Origin of the sequence: Shewanella loihica PV-4 (assembly GCF_000016065.1) — a bacterium.
GTDB classification, from domain to species: Bacteria; Pseudomonadota; Gammaproteobacteria; order Enterobacterales; family Shewanellaceae; genus Shewanella; species Shewanella loihica.
On sequence record NC_009092.1, the window covers coordinates 3,334,337 to 3,350,006 of the forward strand.

At 50.5% G+C, this 15,670-nt stretch carries 13 protein-coding genes; 1 reads left to right on the forward strand and 12 read right to left on the reverse strand.

Annotated elements, in window-relative coordinates; genetic code table 11:
* Position 1 precedes the first annotated feature (1 nt).
* The 9 genes from deoA to pnp form a co-directional block, all read right to left on the reverse strand.
* A complete protein-coding gene (gene deoA / locus SHEW_RS14525; RefSeq protein ID WP_011866611.1) occupies positions 2 to 1,333 on the reverse strand; it encodes a thymidine phosphorylase in 1,332 nt (443 codons plus the stop codon).
* Between the two features lie 157 nt (positions 1,334 to 1,490).
* Complete coding sequence (deoC, locus tag SHEW_RS14530; protein ID WP_011866612.1) at positions 1,491 to 2,264, reverse strand: deoxyribose-phosphate aldolase; 774 nt, start codon at positions 2,262 to 2,264, stop codon at positions 1,491 to 1,493.
* A gap of 451 nt (positions 2,265 to 2,715) precedes the next feature.
* Positions 2,716 to 3,549 (reverse strand): nucleoside-specific channel-forming Tsx family protein, encoded by an 834-nt coding sequence (locus tag SHEW_RS14535; RefSeq protein ID WP_011866613.1) that lies wholly within the window; start codon positions 3,547 to 3,549, stop codon positions 2,716 to 2,718.
* Between the two features lie 341 nt (positions 3,550 to 3,890).
* Complete coding sequence (locus tag SHEW_RS14540; protein ID WP_011866614.1) at positions 3,891 to 5,150, reverse strand: NupC/NupG family nucleoside CNT transporter; 1,260 nt, start codon at positions 5,148 to 5,150, stop codon at positions 3,891 to 3,893.
* A gap of 177 nt (positions 5,151 to 5,327) precedes the next feature.
* Positions 5,328 to 6,158: a TatD family hydrolase gene (locus SHEW_RS14545; protein ID WP_011866615.1), complete on the reverse strand. Its 831-nt coding sequence runs from the start codon at positions 6,156 to 6,158 to the stop codon at positions 5,328 to 5,330.
* Complete coding sequence (locus SHEW_RS20735) at positions 6,139 to 6,429, reverse strand: DUF5363 family protein (RefSeq protein WP_011866616.1); 291 nt, start codon at positions 6,427 to 6,429, stop codon at positions 6,139 to 6,141. The genes SHEW_RS14545 and SHEW_RS20735 overlap by 20 nt, the downstream gene beginning before the upstream one ends.
* Positions 6,430 to 6,685: 256 nt before the next feature.
* A complete protein-coding gene (gene prfC / locus SHEW_RS14555; RefSeq protein ID WP_011866617.1) occupies positions 6,686 to 8,266 on the reverse strand; it encodes a peptide chain release factor 3 in 1,581 nt (526 codons plus the stop codon).
* Between the two features lie 195 nt (positions 8,267 to 8,461).
* Positions 8,462 to 9,352, reverse strand: coding sequence for a lipoprotein NlpI (gene nlpI / locus SHEW_RS14560; protein ID WP_011866618.1), 891 nt, complete (start codon positions 9,350 to 9,352; stop codon positions 8,462 to 8,464).
* A 137-nt stretch (positions 9,353 to 9,489) separates the two neighbouring features.
* Positions 9,490 to 11,592 (reverse strand): polyribonucleotide nucleotidyltransferase, encoded by a 2,103-nt coding sequence (gene pnp, locus SHEW_RS14565; protein ID WP_011866619.1) that lies wholly within the window; start codon positions 11,590 to 11,592, stop codon positions 9,490 to 9,492.
* 195 nt (positions 11,593 to 11,787) lie between these two features.
* Between pnp and SHEW_RS14570 the strand changes: the two genes are divergently transcribed.
* Positions 11,788 to 13,821 (forward strand): putative bifunctional diguanylate cyclase/phosphodiesterase, encoded by a 2,034-nt coding sequence (locus tag SHEW_RS14570; RefSeq protein ID WP_011866620.1) that lies wholly within the window; start codon positions 11,788 to 11,790, stop codon positions 13,819 to 13,821.
* Between the two features lie 107 nt (positions 13,822 to 13,928).
* On the opposite strand, the gene rpsO is transcribed toward SHEW_RS14570, so the two are convergent.
* From rpsO to rbfA, 3 genes are all read right to left on the reverse strand, one after another.
* Complete coding sequence (gene rpsO, locus SHEW_RS14575) at positions 13,929 to 14,198, reverse strand: 30S ribosomal protein S15 (RefSeq protein ID WP_011866621.1); 270 nt, start codon at positions 14,196 to 14,198, stop codon at positions 13,929 to 13,931.
* Between the two features lie 95 nt (positions 14,199 to 14,293).
* Positions 14,294 to 15,241 (reverse strand): tRNA pseudouridine(55) synthase TruB, encoded by a 948-nt coding sequence (truB, locus tag SHEW_RS14580; protein WP_011866622.1) that lies wholly within the window; start codon positions 15,239 to 15,241, stop codon positions 14,294 to 14,296.
* The gene (gene rbfA / locus SHEW_RS14585) at positions 15,241 to 15,663 is read right to left on the reverse strand and encodes a 30S ribosome-binding factor RbfA (RefSeq protein ID WP_011866623.1); all 423 of its coding nucleotides are present in this window, start codon (positions 15,661 to 15,663) and stop codon (positions 15,241 to 15,243) included. The genes truB and rbfA overlap by 1 nt, the downstream gene beginning before the upstream one ends.
* Positions 15,664 to 15,670 lie beyond the last annotated feature (7 nt).

Here is a 15,670-nt window from a genome sequence, read left to right on the forward strand (position 1 = left end):
CCTAGAGATCTGACTGACGAATGTAACGATAGATCTCTGGTGTTTTCTCTGGCGCTTCATCGCCAATGTGAATCGCTTTCTTCACGGCTGCCGCCGCTTCTTCGAAGGCGCTTTCAGATTGCGCATGTACCATGGCAATCGGCTTATCTGAGGTGATCTCATCGCCCAGCGCACAGACTTGGGTCAAGCCCACGCTGTAATCTAGGGCATCACCTGGCTTACGACGTCCACCGCCTAGGGTTACTACCGCAAGGCCTAGCTCACGGGTATCCATAGAGGCCGCGAAACCGCTACGGTCGGCGTAAACAGGACGAATGATCTGCGACTGTGGCAGATACTTAGCATAGTTTTCGATAAAGTCGGCTGGGCCACCCAGGCCGGCAATCATGCGGCCGAAGATATCGGCAGCCTTACCGTTATCCAGCACGCGGTTGAGTTTCTCACGGGCATCGGCTTCGCTGGCGGCCAGGCCACCTAGCTGCAACATCTCGGCGCACAGACCCATAGTCACTTCATACAAGCGTGGATTACGGTATGCACCGGTCAGGAAATCCACCGCTTCTTTCACTTCTACCGCGTTACCGGCACATGATGCCAATACTTGGTTCATGTCGGTCAGCAGAGCCGTCGTCTTAGTACCGGCACCATTGGCTACCGCGGTAATGCTGCGAGCCAGCTCTTCAGAGGCTTCATAAGTTGGCATGAAGGCGCCACTGCCTACCTTAACGTCCATGGCTAATGCATCGAGACCGGCGGCAAGTTTCTTAGAAAGAATAGAAGCTGTGATGAGAGAGATGGATTCAACGGTTGCGGTATTATCGCGAATAGAATAGAAGCGCTTATCGGCGGGGACCAGGTCTCCAGTTTGACCTATGATGGCGACACCGGCTTCTTTAACGACTTTTCTGAACAGGTCGCTGTCTGGCTCAGTCTGGTAACCTGGAATCGCATCGAACTTATCCAGGGTTCCGCCAGTATGACCCAGGCCACGGCCGGAGATCATGGGCACATATCCGCCACAGGCGGCAGCCATGGGGCCAAGCATCAGGCTGATCACATCGCCCACACCACCAGTGCTGTGCTTGTCGATGATAGGGCCGTCGAGGCCGAGGTTTTTCCAGTTAAGGACGGTGCCAGAGTCACGCATGGCTGTCGTCAGCGCAATACGTTCATCCATGTTCATGTCTTTGAAATAGACCGCCATACCCAGTGCAGCGATTTGGCCTTCAGAAACTGTGTTGTTGGTGATCCCCTGAACGAAAAATTGGATCTCTTGGGTAGACAACACTTCGCCATTACGTTTTTTACGAATAATCTCTTGTGCTAGAAACATGGTACTGCCTCCAAATTTGTCACAAAAAATCGTATTTGAGTGACAAATTCTCTTATTTAACGCCAAAACCGTAATTTAATTACGAACAATATATACAAGTTTTGGCGTTATCAAATAGATTTAGATCACACTTAACTAATAAAGCTAACCGCGTCGCTTAGTAACCTTGAGGACCCTTAGGCGCTTCGGCCAATTCCAGGGTGTGTAGCAGGTTGTTTAGCAGGCTAGACGCACCAAAACGGAAGGTACGTGGAGTAGCCCAGCCTTTGCCTAGCAGACGCTCAGCGACACCTAAGAACTCTTCTGCGGCCGCGGCATCACGCACACCACCGGCTGGTTTGAAACCAACTTTAGGGTTCTTCTCGGCGATTACTGTCATCATGATCTCGGCGGCTTCTAAGGTAGCGTTTACTTCCACTTTACCGGTAGAGGTCTTGATAAAATCGGCGCCGGCGTCGATAGACAGCTCAGAGGCCTTGCGGATAAGCGCTGGATCTTGCAGTACGCCAGACTCGATGATCACCTTCAGCAGTACGTCGTCACCACAGGCTTCTTTACAAGCTTTAACCAGCTCATAGCCTACAGTTTCGTTGCCTTCCATCAGGGCACGGTATGGGAATACTACGTCAACTTCATCTGCACCATAGGCAACGGCGGCACGCGTCTCTAGCACGGCGATCGCGATATCATCGTTACCATGGGGGAAGTTGGTGACTGTAGCGATTTTGATCTCTTCACAACCCATTTCATTCAGGGTCTTACGAGCAATAGGAATAAAACGAGGATAGATACAGATTGCAGCTGTGTTGCCTGCAGGTGTCTTAGCCTTATGACATAACTCAATCACTTTCTGATCGGTATCGTCATCGTTCAGGGTGGTAAGATCCATCAGCTCAATGGCTTTCTGTGCTGCTTTTTTTAAATCACTCATATTAGCTCTCCGAAACGTAAATTATAAATTCAGAAACAAGAAATCGACGTATGGCAGCACCTAGAGTTGGCATCTTCTGATTATATTTATGGCCGGGCCTTCAGGCGTTGCCGTAAATTTGTTTTATCGGTACGACATAACAAGTTTACTAATTCAGGTATTCAATGCCCTGGTGAAACCAGTGGCGATCCTGACACAAGGGTCACGACTTGAATCCTTGAAGACCGGGAAGGGGGAACTAAGTAATTATACTTTGTAGAGTAGTGTTCCAGCCTTTCCGCGAAAAATCCTTTTTAGCGCGTAAAACTACTAACCTTTATGTAAACAAGCTCTATTAATATAGTCCATGCTTAGATAAAGATTACTCACTTAGGTTAAACAATCATGACAAACCTAAGAGAGAGATGAGGAGCCGCCTTCAGGCGGCTCCCAAACCTACAAAATTCTGAATTTAGAACTTGTAAGTTGCGGTGAAGTAGTGACCCCAACCAGTGGTTTCTAGGCCAACGATACCAGCGCCATCTTTCAGCAGGTAAACGTCTTTGTAGCCTTTCAGACCATAGCCAAGTGCATACTTGTCAGAGTGCCAGTACAGACCGAAGAAGGCTGCACCACCGTTGTCAGACATAGGAACGAACTCGTTACCCATATCTTCGTCACCACCGAACTGCCAATCAACATAACCTTGGAAAGATAGGAAGCTCTTGTTTTCGAAGAAGTAGAAAGGCTTGAACCAGTTAGCAGAGAACTGGTAACCGTTCCACTCTTTCTTGTTCAGGTCGTAGTGAGCGTATAGGTTCATGCCGGTTTTGCCTAACCAAGGCACGTTTACGTCAGCACCGATACCCCAGAAAGTAGCGTTTACGTCTTCACCGATAGCTCCGCCACCCCAGTTGAACAGAGTTGAGAAGTACAGCTCTTGAACAGGACCGAAAGACAGGTCTTTACCAGTGATCGCATCTAGAGAGAAGCGTGGGTTAAACTTCATGAACATTTTGCTAGCGCCAGAACCTTGTGCCTTGTCGCCAGCTTTTTCGTTGCCTAGGTTGAACACGTCAACATAACCGTATAGATCAACGATACCTTTACGGCCGCCGAATTCCATCTCTAGGTAGTTGTGTCCGCTTTCACCCGAACTTGGTAGCTCGTCTACAGAGTACATAGCGTTGAACTGCATCCACTTGTAGTCGGTAGCGTATAGATCTGAACGATCTGCTGCAAAAGCACTGCTAGACATTGCTGCTACTGCGGTAGCGGCTAAAGCTAAAGTTTTAACGTTTTTCATCATCAACCCCATTATTTTATGGTTTTACTGCTCTTTACGAGTCAGCGTTTCTTTCTTTGTTGGCGCCGCATTTTACTCAAATTGTATTAAATCACAATATAATTAATGTAAAAATGCGAACACAATATTCTAACACTAAAACAAACTTCTGATTTATCACTGATATTGGCGTTTTACCGCCGGCCAGATCGAAGTTTATCTACCCATGACTAAGCATCAACAGCAGTGATAAATAGCCATCTTGTTACTAATATGTTGAAAAATGGTTGAGTTAACGCTGACTCTGCCCTGCTGGGCAGAGTCGTCGTTCAGGGGCATCCCCCCAAGGAATTTCCTGAGACTTATAACGCTAGGAACAGACCCGCTAGCGTTGCACTCATTAGGTTAGCCAGAGAGCCAGCTATCACCGCACGGATACCAAGCTTAGCTAGGTCGTGACGACGGGTAGGAGCCATTGCACCTAGACCACCCAGTAGAATCGCGATAGAAGACAGGTTCGCGAAACCACACAGAGCGAATGAAATGATTGCCTTAGTTCTGTCAGTCATTACAGCGTTAGTCGCTTCAACTAGCAGACCACCGTCAGCAACGTCTTTCAGGTATGGAGCAAAGTTCAGGTAAGCAACGAATTCGTTAACAACGATCTTCTGACCGATGAAAGAACCTGCGATAAGCGCTTCGTTCCAAGGCACACCGATTAGGAATGCAAGTGGCATGAAGATGTAACCAAGGATCAGCTCTAGGGTGATACCTTCCGCACCGAACAGACCAGTTACGCCACCGATAATACCGTTGATCATCGCAATCAGACCAACGAAGGCTAGCAGCATAGCACCAACGTTCAGAGCTAGGTGCATACCAGATGAAGCACCGGCAGCAGCAGCGTCAAGTACGTTAGCTGGCTTGTCTGGATCTTCTGGCAGCTCATCCATTTCGTTAACAGTTTTCTCTGTTTCAGGATGCATTAGCTTAGCCATCAATAGACCACCAGGTGCAGCCATGAATGATGCAGCAACTAGGTACTCGATAGGCACACCCATCTGCGCGTAACCAGCCAATACTGAACCAGCGATAGAGGCTAGACCACCCACCATGATAGCGAACAGCTCAGATTGAGTCATAGTCGCGATGAATGGACGAACAACCAGTGGCGCTTCAGTTTGACCAACGAAGATGTTAGCAGTCGCTGACATAGACTCAGTACGGCTAGTACCCAGAGCTTTCTGCAGACCACCACCGATGATACGGATGATCCACTGCATGATGCCCAGGTAGTAAAGTACCGCGATCAGCGATGAGAAGAAGACGATAACAGGCAGTACGTTGATAGCGAAGATGAAGCCCACTTTGAAGTTAGCCAGATCGCCGAACAGGAAGCCGATACCGTTTTGTGCGTAACCGATAACGCTAGATACGCCATCTGAAACACTTTTTAGAATGTCTTTACCGATAGGTACGTACAGTACGAAACCTGCAAAGAATGCCTGAATCGCAAGTGCACCAAATACGGTACGCATGTTGATAGCTTTTTTGTTGTTAGAAAGCAAAAAACCTATCGCGAGTAGGACGACCACCCCTACTAAACTCATTAAAATATCCATTAACCATCACCCTATTGTTAATACTTTTTAATTATGTTGTTAACCAACCTTTTTCACTGTCAGATTATACCCGACCGAATGGTTAAAATCGTCGTTTTGATCAAGTTTTTGAAGTTTTATTTCAAGGTGTTACAAAAAAAACTTGGTGCGATTAACATCTGTTTTTTCAAAAATAAACTAGAGGTCAAAGAGTTGCAGTGTATTTAGGAACACTTGTTCTGATACCAGAACGTTAGATTTTTTTTGCAATTTAGCGATTTTCTCAATTAGCAAATGCAAAATTAAGCTGGATCCGCCGGTTTTATCGGCTAAGTCCGACTTTTTCACCTGGGAAACCAGGGCTAAATCAGTCTCGATCACCAGATGTTCTAACGGTAACTTGACAAGGGTTTCTTGCAATTTTTTCGCTTTTTCCTCCAGCAACAGATGCCCAATACCTAGGTAATACCCCGCATCCACATATCGCTGAGCCAGCTGCATCGAGCCATAAAAGCCATGTATCACACCTCCTCTTGTTAGTGGGTAGCGCTTGAGTAACGCCAGCACCTCGTTGTGGGCCTTGACGCTATGCAAAATCACCGGCAAGTCGTGTTGCTGTGCCAACTGCAGTTGCGCCTCGAAACAGGGAAGCTGAGCCTCCCAGGAAGCTTTATGTAAGGCATCTAATCCACATTCGCCGATGGCTACCAGCTTAGGATCACCGCCTCGCTCATCAAGCAGTTTAGACAAGTTTTCAATATCTTGCCGCCAATCTGCCGTGCAATACCAGGGATGCACCCCGAGACTGTAGTGAAATCCGTAGCGGCTAGCGACCGCCTGCAGCTTAGGCCATTGACTGGCACTGACGCCTGGGATCACCGCATCTTTAAGGCCACTGGCCTTGAGTCTCTCGACAAGCAGCTCACGCTCAGCATCAAATTCGCCAAAATCCAGATGCACATGACTGTCGATAACGGTTAGGCGATTATCGCCGACGTCACCGCCTCTCTTATCGGCGGCTGACATCATCGGCTTTGGCCTTAAGGTTTTGAGACACTTGAGATTCTTTAGATTCTTGAAGGGCTTGCTGAGGCTCTCGCACCTCTTGGAAGCTTGAGCTTAAATTTGAGTCCTTCAGCTCTGGTTTATCTAACTCTGGTTTACCTAGCTTTGGTTTATCTAGCTTTGGTTTATCTAAATGGGGATCGCTCAGCTTGGGCGCGCAGCAACGTTGATTCTCGGGCGTGAGGCCCATACGATCACACCAGGCGATGTAGGCTCGCCACCATTTGACTATCATCTTAACTCCTCACTTCTATGGCTCACCTTTATACCAATCACGGTAAGTGAGTGATCAGAAATAGCGAAGGAAAAACGTTCGAGAACAAAGCAGAATTTTTTGATGAGTAGTTATTCTACAATCAAAAATAATAACGCCGTTATCGGACGTTTTAACAAGCTAGAATGATCAGTTATTTACTACGATTGGTATTACTATACTGAAGGGCTCAAAAAATGTGCATAAAAAAAGCAGCCTAGGCTGCTTTTTCATTTGATTAGTTTTCTCGGGTCTTGGCGAACTCGATGTCGGGATAACGCTCCATCGACAGATTCAGGTTCACCATGGTCGGCGCAACATAGGTAAGGTTATCGCCACCATCGAGTGCCAGGTTGTTGCTGCACTTGCGCTTAAACTCCTCCAGCTTCTTGGCATCTTTGCTGTAGACCCAGCGCGCCGTCGCCACGCTGATCGCCTCGTAGATAGCCTCAACCTTGTATTCGCTCTTAAGACGCTGCACAACCACTTCAAACTGCAGCACACCCACGGCGCCTACAATCAGGTCGTTAGAATCAAGCGGACGGAACACCTGCACCGCACCTTCTTCCGAAAGCTGAACCAGTCCCTTGAGCAGTTGCTTCTGCTTGAGCGGATCTTTCAGCCTGATACGACGGAACATCTCAGGTGCGAAGTTAGGCACACCGGTAAAACGAAGCTTCTCGCCTTGGGTGAAGGTATCGCCGATGCGAATGGTGCCATGGTTATGCAGACCTATGATGTCACCAGGATAGGCTGCCTCGGCGCGGTTACGATCGCCCGCCATAAAGGTAAGCGCATCGCTGACGTTCACATCTTTACCGATACGCACGTGATGCATCTTCATGCCTTGCTCATAGCGGCCTGAACATACACGCATAAAGGCGACGCGGTCCCTATGCTTGGGATCCATGTTTGCCTGGATCTTAAACACGAAGCCACTGAACTTAGACTCGTCGGGCTCGACGTTACGCTGATCCGACTCGCGCGGCTGAGGACGCGGCGCCCACTCGACGATACCATCGAGAATATGGTCGACACCGAAGTTACCCAGCGCGGTACCGAAGAATACCGGCGTTAGCTCGCCCTTGAGGAAGGCCTCAAGGTCAAATTCATGAGAAGCACCCAGCACCAGCTCCATCTCATCGCGCAGGTCTTGTGCATAGCTGCCGATCGCCTCATCCAGCTCAGGATTATCCAAGCCCTTGATGACGCGAGAGTCCTGGATGGTATGACCCATGCCGTTCTGATAGAGGATCACCTCATCACGCAGCAGGTGGTACACGCCTTTGAACTCTTTACCGGCGCCGATAGGCCAGGTAATTGGCGCACAGGCGATGTTCAGTATGTTTTCCACCTCGTCCATCAACTCGATAGGATCACGAATATCGCGGTCAAGTTTGTTCATGAAGGTCACAATCGGCGTATCACGCAGACGGGTGACTTCCATCAACTTGATGGTGCGTTGCTCAACACCCTTTGCCGAGTCGATCACCATGAGGCAAGAATCAACTGCGGTCAGCGTACGATAGGTATCTTCCGAGAAGTCTTCGTGACCTGGAGTATCCAGCAGGTTCACCAAGGCCTCGCGGTAAGGGAATTGCATTACAGAGGTGGTAATCGAGATACCACGATCCTTTTCCATCTCCATCCAGTCAGACTTGGCATGCTGTCCCGACTTCTTACCCTTTACCGTGCCCGCCTTCTGCAACGCCTGTCCGAACAACAAGACCTTCTCGGTGATGGTGGTTTTACCCGCATCCGGGTGCGAGATGATGGCGAAAGTACGACGCTTGTCGACTTCAACTGTATAGCCTGACATGATTACCTGCGAATTTGATGGAGTGTTAAAAGCGGGCAATTATAGCGCCAAGCTTGACCTATGGCTAGTTTAGCGCGGCGGAACTGAGGCGGGCAGCTAACCTAAGTAAAAAGGCCCGCCGAAAATGGCGAGCCTTATATAGTGATAGCTTGCTGAGTTGCTGAATCGTTCGGCTTGGCTAACCTAAACCAGACACTAGGGCTGAGCAATCAGCTCGTTTATCTTCGCCAGTTCGACCCTGGCATACCTGTGCTCGACAAAATCATAGATGTTGGTCGCCAAGGCCAGGCGGAAGTAGTTCGCGGCGTCACTGTAATTGCCCTGCTTCTCGGCGATCTTGGCGATATAAAAGTAGGCTTCGCACAGGCGCTCGGCATACTCGTTGGGATGGCTCAGCCCCTGCTTGGCCACCTCAAACACCTGCTCGCGGCTCTCCTTACCCAAATAGAAGTCCACTAACGTAGTCGACCATTGAGAGTCATCCAGCTTGGCTCTATTGGCGGCGAGATGCTGCATCGCCTGCTCGCCATCGAGTTTCGACTCGGTAATATAGAGCCAAAGCGCGCGATAGCCATCTTGCTCATTGGCCTGATAGAAAGACTGCATGTCGGCCACGGCCAGCTCATCGCGCTGTCCATAATAGAGAGCGATACCGCGATTGAGGTAGGCATAGTCATAATCGGGTGACAGCTCTAGCACGGCGTCGAAGGCCTCGTAGGCGCTCTCGAATTCTCCTTCCTGGGTGTAGTAGATGCCGATAAAGTTATAGGCATCGGCAAGATTAGGTTGCAGCTTCAGCGACTGATGAAAATCGATGCGACTCAGGATGCGTAGCCCGACGCTGTCGTAGATCACCCCGCGGTCATAATGAAAGCGCGCACGCTGCTCTGGGGTCAACTCGGCCGAGGCCAAGATATCGTTTAATCTGGCGAGGGTCACCTCGAGCTTATAATCGGGCATAACCGGGGCAACCATCAACTTGCCCTGCTCCGCCGTCGCCGCCGGTTGAGTCGATACACATCCTGTCAGTAACAAACTTAGGCTGGTCATCACCGCTAACGAGACCGAGCGTAATTTATGAGTCATCCATTTAACCTTTTCAGCGCTGCAATAGCCTCAATCATAGCAATACCAAATAGTGACGGCTATCTTCTATGAGAAAAAACCAATAAAAAAGGAGACCTAATGGTCTCCTTTCAAATTTCACTCGCTTTCGCTATCGATTATTCGCTTGCCGCTTCTTCTTTCGGCTGAGCTTCTTTCATCGACAGACGTACGCGGCCTTGGCGATCGACTTCCATCACCTTAACCTTCACTTCCTGACCCACTTCCAGGTAGTCAGAAACGTTGGCAACACGCTCCTCGGCGATTTGCGAGATGTGTACCAGACCGTCTTTACCCGGCAGGATAGTCACGAAGGCACCGAAGTCAACGATACGAACAACCTTACCGTTGTAGACAGTGCCCACTTCAACTTCGGCAGTGATCTCCTGGATACGACGGATAGCTTCTTTGGTCGCATCGCCGTTGGCAGAAGCGATCTTAACGGTACCGTCATCTTCCAGCTCGATAGTGGTGCCAGTCTCTTCGGTCAGCGCACGGATAGTCGCACCGCCTTTACCGATCACGTCACGGATCTTCTCAGGGTTGATCTTCAGTGTGGTGATACGCGGCGCGTGATCTGAGATCTCGGCGCGGTGGCCAGAGATAGCCTGGTCCATCACATTCAGGATGTGTACGCGAGCACCGTAGGCTTGTTGCAGAGCGATCTGCATGATCTCTTTGGTGATACCTTCGATCTTGATATCCATCTGCAGCGCGGTAACACCGTCACGGGTACCAGCCACTTTGAAGTCCATGTCACCCAAGTGGTCTTCGTCGCCCAGAATGTCAGAAAGTACAACGAAATCGTCGCCTTCTTTAACCAGACCCATGGCGATACCAGCAACTGAAGTCTTGATTGGCACACCGGCATCCATCAGCGCCAGTGAAGTACCACACACAGACGCCATTGAGCTTGAACCGTTAGATTCGGTGATCTCAGATACTACGCGGATGCTGTATGGGAACTCTTCAGCCGTTGGCATTACCGCGTGGATACCACGCCATGCCAGCTTACCGTGACCGATTTCACGACGCTTAGGCGAGCCAACCATACCGGTTTCACCCACTGAGTATGGAGGGAAGTTGTAGTGCAACATGAAGCGACTGGTTTGCTCGCCCATGATGCTGTCGATCTTCTGTGCGTCACGCTCAGTACCTAAGGTACAAGTCACCAGTGCCTGAGTTTCACCACGAGTGAACAGAGCACTACCGTGAGTACGTGGCAGTACGCCCGCCATCACGCTCAGAGCACGAACCATGTCAGGCTCACGACCGTCGATACGTGGGTTGCCCGCGATGATGCGGCTACGAACCACTTTCTTCTCTAGGCTGCCAAGCAGGCCGTCAATTTCGCGTGCATCGGCATCTGGGTTTTCAGCCAGCAATGCTTCTTTAGCCGCCGTTTTAACGACATCAACCTGAGCATAACGATCTTGCTTAACCACAATCTGGTACGCTTCGGTTAGACCCGCTTCGGCCAAATCTTTAACCTTAGCAACCAGCTCTTCATTTTGTACTGGAGCTGTCCAGTCCCACATTGGCTTGTTAACTTCGGCCTTTAGCTCTTTGATCGCCTGGATAACAACTTGCTGTTGCTCATGACCGTAAACCACGGCGCCAAGCATCACTTCTTCTGGCAGCGCATCGGCTTCAGACTCAACCATAAGTACTGCATTTTCAGTACCGGCAACAGACAGTTCCAGCTGGCTGTTTTCTAGCTGTGAAACCGTTGGGTTGAGGATGTACTCGCCATCGACATAACCCACACGAGCAGAACCCAGTGGACCGTTGAATGGAATGCCTGAGATAGACAGTGCCGCAGAAGTACCGATCATAGAGATCACTTCTGGGCTGATTTCTGGATCAACAGAAACCACAGTGATGATCACCTGAACTTCGTTCTTAAAACCATTAGGGAATAGAGGACGAATAGGACGGTCAATCAGACGTGCAGTGAGGGTCTCGCCTTCAGATGGACGACCTTCACGCTTGAAGAATCCACCAGGGATTTTACCCGCAGCGTAAGTTTTTTCCTGGTAATTAACGGTTAACGGGAAAAAGTCACGACCTGGCTCTTCAGCTTTCTTGCCAACAACAGTAACCAATACTGTTGTATCGCCCATACTTGCCAAAACAGCTGCGTCTGCTTGACGTGCAATAACCCCAGTCTCTAGCGTGACTGTGTGCTGACCATATTCAAAACTCTTTACGATTGGATTCACGTGAACCTTTCCTTAATTTAATAACCTTAATTTCGCGGCTAAGTATACTGCAAGTCTAATCAATAGATAAAGAGCACATGTAGATGACAAAGCTGAATCTTTTCTCTAAAGTGGTTAGATAAAGATAAATTTCTGTCTATCGCTGCTTTTTCTGAAAATAGAATGTGATTGGTCACTAGGAACAAGGGGTGGCAAATGAGCGCTCGGTTTAAATCCTTAACATGGAAACAGACGACACTGGTCGTGTTTTCAGCGTTATTTTTTGCCGTTGCCATCTTTATCGTCGAAGTCGCCCTAGTCGGCGTGTCGGCCCGTCAACAACTCATGGTAGCCCAGGAAGAGCTGCTGGACTCCATCGAACAACCAGCCGCCAACGCCGTCTGGGCACTGGATGACAATCTGGCGACTCAGACCCTCGAAGGGGTACTTAAGGTCGAGCATGTGGGCGAGGCGGTGATCGAGCTCGACGATGGCAGCATGTTTGTCTCCATGAACAACCCCTTCACCGACAACCCGCTGGTGCGCAAGCTCAGTGAAAAGCTGTTTGGCGACCTGAAACAGATAAGCCGCACCCTCTACCGCCCCTCTTTCTTCGAAGGCACGGAGAAGCAGCAGATCATCGGCACCCTGACCATCTTCTATAACACCCAGGAGCTGACCGACTCCCTCTTCTCTCAGTTACGCTTTAGCTTCCTGGCCACCCTGGCCCGGGCGCTCTTGGTCACCATGGCACTGTCCATCATCTTCCACCGCTTCCTCACCAAGCCGATCGCGCAGATCAGTGAGGCGATTGATAAGATTGACCCTGAGCTGCCGGACGAAAACCTGCTGCCCACATCAACCGCCCACCAGGATGACGAACTGGGCCTGGTGACATCAAAATTTAATCAAATCTTAATTCAGTTTGGCCAGACCCAGAGCAAGCTTCGCCGTATGGCGACCCGGGATCCCCTCACCGGACTGCCTAACCGCACCCTGCTGCTGGAGACCATAGCGGTATCGATTCAACGCGCCAGGGTGCACAAGCATCAATTTACCATGCTGTTTATCGACCTCGACCGTTTCAAGAACGTCAACGACTCTCTGGGCCATGCCCTGGGAGATCAGTTCCTGGCCCGTATCGCCAGAGTGCTGGAGCGGGTAGTCGGCGATCGCGGCACGGTGGCGCGTCTCGGCGGTGATGAGTTTGTCATCCTGGCCGAAGATGCCAGAACGCCGGATCAGGCCGCCGATTTTGTCGACAAGCTACTTATGCAGCTCAACGTGCCACTGCAGCTGAACGAGCACACCATACATCCCGCCGCGTCGGTGGGGATCTCCATCTACCCCGACGATGGCCTGAGCGCCGAAGATCTGATCCGCCACGCCGATATCGCCATGTACAGCGCCAAGGCGGCGGGCTCTAATCAATGGGCCTTCTTCAAGCAGCAGATGACAGAACGGGCCGCGGTGCGCCTGAGAACCGAAGCCTCCCTGCATGACGCCCTGAAGAACAACGAGTTCCTACTGCATTTTCAGCCCAAGTTTAATATCAAGACCGGCAAGGTGATCGCCTGTGAGGCGCTGATTCGCTGGAAGAAAGATGGCCGCCTCATCAGCCCCATGTCTTTCATCCCTGTGGCCGAAGAGACGGGTATCATCATCCCACTGGGACGCTGGGTCATCGAAGAGGCCTGCCGCACCCTGAAACATTGGCGTAAGCGCTACAACTACGCCATTCCCATCGCGGTTAACGTCGCGTCGCAGCAGTTTGCCGACGCCAGCCTGGTGCCGGACATCAAACAGCTGGCACTGAGGTACCAGATAGACCCCAGTCTTCTAGAGGTGGAGATCACCGAGACCTCACTGATGAATGATATCGAGCTCGCCATCCATAAACTGGAGCAGCTCAAGGGCGCAGGATTTGGTATCGCGGTCGATGACTTCGGTACCGGCTACTCCTCACTTTCCTACCTGCGTCATCTGCCGATCACCACCATGAAGATCGATCGCTGCTTCGTGACAGATCTGCCAAACGAGAGCGCCATCGCCTCCACCATCTTGATGCTCGGCAAGCAGCTCAACCTGCATATCGTGGCCGAAGGGATTGAGAATGAGCAGCAGCTCAACTGGCTAAAACAGATGGATTGTGAGATAGGACAGGGCTTCTACTACAGCCAGCCGCTGGATATCAGCGAATTCGAGAACCGCTATATCGCCCCCAACAACGCTAGTATCAGTCAGATTTAATCGTCGCTTTAATGTCACCACAGCGATTAGCTAAAGCCATTTCCGAAAATCAGGCATAAAAAAAGGAGGCTTAGCCTCCTTTTTTCACTACAGCACTAATCGATAGATTAGCGACGTAGACCTAACTTCTTGATAAGCTCTTGATAGCGCTCGTTTTCAGTGCGCTTCAGGTAAGCTAGAAGCTTACGACGAGAGTTAACCATGCGAAGCAAACCACGACGTGAGTGATGATCATGGATGTGCTCTTTGAAGTGACCTTGTAGGTGGTTGATCTGTGCAGTTAGCAGAGCAACCTGAACTTCAGTAGAACCAGTGTCATTTTCACCACGACCGAAATCAGCCAGGATTTGTGCTTTTACTTCTTTACTTAGTGACATTTTTTTCTCCAAAAATAGATAGAAACTTCAGCCGATCACTAACTCAGCCAAAGAGAGCGCGCTATAGTACCGATTTTAGCGCCATTAAGCAAGCCTCAAGCCTGCTCGTCGTGCAATACCACCAGGCGCTTAGGCGCCAGCAAGCCATCGTCGTTCATCTGGCCGATACCGACAAACTGTTTCGCTTCACCTAGGGTGATACGCACCAACTCATCGATGGGCAAATTAGCCACCTGAACCGGGTTACCGTTCATCAGATAGTGGGCCAGCTCGTCAGAGACATTAATCTCTTTGAGGCCGCTCACCGCAGTATCCATGGGCAGCAACAAAGGATCCAGCAGTTCCTTAGGTGGACGCTCCTCTTCCTGCGCCTTGGCAAGCAATGCCTCGAGCTGCTCCAGCGTCACCATCTTATCGTAAGGATAACCGGCAACGCCTGTGCGGCGCAGCATGATGACATGAGCACCACAGCCCAGCATCTCACCGAGATCATCGGTAATGGTGCGGATATAGGTCCCCTTGGAGCAGTGGATGTCCAGGGTCAGCTCGTCACCCTCAAGCTTAATAAAGTTAAGCTCGAAGACCTTGATAGGACGCGCCTCGCGCGGCACCTCTTTGCCTTCTCTGGCGTACTTGTACAGGGGCTGGCCCTGATACTTGAGCGCCGAGTACATAGAGGGCACCTGCATGGTCTCACCACGAAAATGCTCCAGCGCCTCTTCGAGCTGCTGCTCGGTGAAGTTAATCGGGCGCGTCTGCACCACCTCACCGTCTGAGTCGCTGGTGTCTGTGCGCACACCTAGCTTGGCGGTCACCAGATAACGTTTATCGGCATCGAGCAGATGCTGCGAAAATTTGGTGGCCTCCCCCAGGCAGATCGGTAGCATGCCGGTCGCTAGAGGATCCAACGCGCCGGTATGACCCGCCTTGGCGGCGTTGTAGATTCGCTTTACTCTCTGTAAGGCGAAGTTGGAGCTCATTCCCGTGTCTTTGTCCAGCAGCACTATGCCGTCGACCAAGCGACCTCTAGGTTTACGCGCCATTATTTATCGTCCTGCTCGGTGTCGTCCAGCTCTTCGTCTTCACGACCGTGTTCAGCCGCCTTAGCCTTATCCTTGGTGATCACCTGACTCACCAGGTTAGACATGCGCATCCCCTCGATCAGCGAGGCATCGTAGATGAAGCGGATTTCGGGCATGACCCTAAGCTTCATACGACCCGCCACCAGAGAGCGAACATAACCCGCGGCCGCTTCCAGCGCCGCCAGCTTTTCTTCTACAACCGCCTTGTCTTCCTCGAAGAAGGTGACATAGACCTTGGCGTAGTTCAGATCGCGAGATACATCGACGTCGTTAACCGTCACCATACCGATACGCGGATCTTTGATGTCCCGTTGCAGCACCTGAGCCAGCTCCTGTTGCAGCTGCTGAGCGATGCGACGAGTACGACTAAATTCTCTTGCCATAATATTT

What these genes read in the sequence shown, in the direction of transcription:
- deoA (WP_011866611.1), bottom strand. Translation starts at nt 1,333, where the DNA reads ATGTTTCTAGCACAAGAGATTATTCGTAAAAAACGTAATGGCGAAGTG.
- deoC (WP_011866612.1), bottom strand. Translation starts at nt 2,264, where the DNA reads ATGAGTGATTTAAAAAAAGCAGCACAGAAAGCCATTGAGCTGATGGAT.
- SHEW_RS14535 (WP_011866613.1), bottom strand. Translation starts at nt 3,549, where the DNA reads ATGAAAAACGTTAAAACTTTAGCTTTAGCCGCTACCGCAGTAGCAGCA.
- SHEW_RS14540 (WP_011866614.1), bottom strand. Translation starts at nt 5,150, where the DNA reads ATGGATATTTTAATGAGTTTAGTAGGGGTGGTCGTCCTACTCGCGATA.
- SHEW_RS14545 (WP_011866615.1), bottom strand. Translation starts at nt 6,158, where the DNA reads ATGATGTCAGCCGCCGATAAGAGAGGCGGTGACGTCGGCGATAATCGC.
- SHEW_RS20735 (WP_011866616.1), bottom strand. Translation starts at nt 6,429, where the DNA reads ATGATAGTCAAATGGTGGCGAGCCTACATCGCCTGGTGTGATCGTATG.
- prfC (WP_011866617.1), bottom strand. Translation starts at nt 8,266, where the DNA reads ATGTCAGGCTATACAGTTGAAGTCGACAAGCGTCGTACTTTCGCCATC.
- nlpI (WP_011866618.1), bottom strand. Translation starts at nt 9,352, where the DNA reads ATGACTCATAAATTACGCTCGGTCTCGTTAGCGGTGATGACCAGCCTA.
- SHEW_RS14570 (WP_011866620.1), top strand. Translation starts at nt 11,788, where the DNA reads ATGAGCGCTCGGTTTAAATCCTTAACATGGAAACAGACGACACTGGTC.
- rpsO (WP_011866621.1), bottom strand. Translation starts at nt 14,198, where the DNA reads ATGTCACTAAGTAAAGAAGTAAAAGCACAAATCCTGGCTGATTTCGGT.
- truB (WP_011866622.1), bottom strand. Translation starts at nt 15,241, where the DNA reads ATGGCGCGTAAACCTAGAGGTCGCTTGGTCGACGGCATAGTGCTGCTG.
- rbfA (WP_011866623.1), bottom strand. Translation starts at nt 15,663, where the DNA reads ATGGCAAGAGAATTTAGTCGTACTCGTCGCATCGCTCAGCAGCTGCAA.